The organism is Flavobacterium fluviatile (genome assembly GCF_010645065.1).
Classification (GTDB): domain Bacteria; phylum Bacteroidota; class Bacteroidia; order Flavobacteriales; family Flavobacteriaceae; genus Flavobacterium; species Flavobacterium fluviatile.
Genome location: NZ_JAADZW010000094.1, coordinates 1 through 710, shown reverse-complemented (window position 1 = coordinate 710; position 710 = coordinate 1). Strand labels below are relative to the sequence as shown.

Sequence of the window (710 nt, the reverse complement as noted above, 5' to 3'; positions counted from 1 at the left end):
AGGCGCGAGAACGTTGGCGGTCAGTTTAGCCGAACGAAAAACTGAAGATAATCAAGAATTATAAAATTAAATGGATAAACAAAAAGCATTAGAAGATATTAGAGATGTTTTTTCCATTTTTCACGATGGAACGATTGAAACTTGGAATGGTAATCAAGAGTTACTAAAACTTAAAATTGATTGTGAATATTTGGCAGAAAGAATAGATAAATCATACGCAAGTTTTTATGCCGAATTTGAAAAAATTGAGACCCTTGAATTTAATCCGTGGATGAACCCAATAAATCAACCACAAACATTATTTACAAACATTGAGGATATTTTTCAAGCAAGTTTAGAAATTCTATCAGCTGAAATTGAAAATGGGTTTGTCAAAATTACTTGCAATCAGCATAATCTCGATTTTAATTATTGTGGTGGAACTTTACTTGTAAACTGCAAAAATGTGAAAGTATTTGACGAGAAAAATAAGGAATTGACGATTGATGAATTAGATAAAATTCGCAATGAATATTGGAACGAAGTTAAAGAGCGAACTGAAAAAAGCATAATCGAAAAAGAACGTAAATAAAAAACCGAACCGCCAACACACGCTACAAGCAATTTGGGCATTTGGCTTAATGGAAAAATTGGTTTGTATTTGGAAGATTTGGCAAATCCGAAGAATGGTTTTAATTTAGTCCCAAACTGCTTGTAGCGCGAGAACGTTA

The 710-nt window shown here is 32.4% G+C and carries 1 protein-coding gene; it reads left to right on the top strand.

Features of this window, described 5'->3' with window-relative positions:
- Positions 1 to 70: 70 nt before the first annotated feature.
- Positions 71 to 571 (top strand): hypothetical protein, encoded by a 501-nt coding sequence (locus GXM17_RS21415; RefSeq protein WP_163401544.1) that lies wholly within the window; start codon positions 71 to 73, stop codon positions 569 to 571.
- Positions 572 to 710: the final 139 nt, after the last annotated feature.

What these genes read in the sequence shown, in the direction of transcription:
- GXM17_RS21415 (WP_163401544.1), top strand. Translation starts at nt 71, where the DNA reads ATGGATAAACAAAAAGCATTAGAAGATATTAGAGATGTTTTTTCCATT.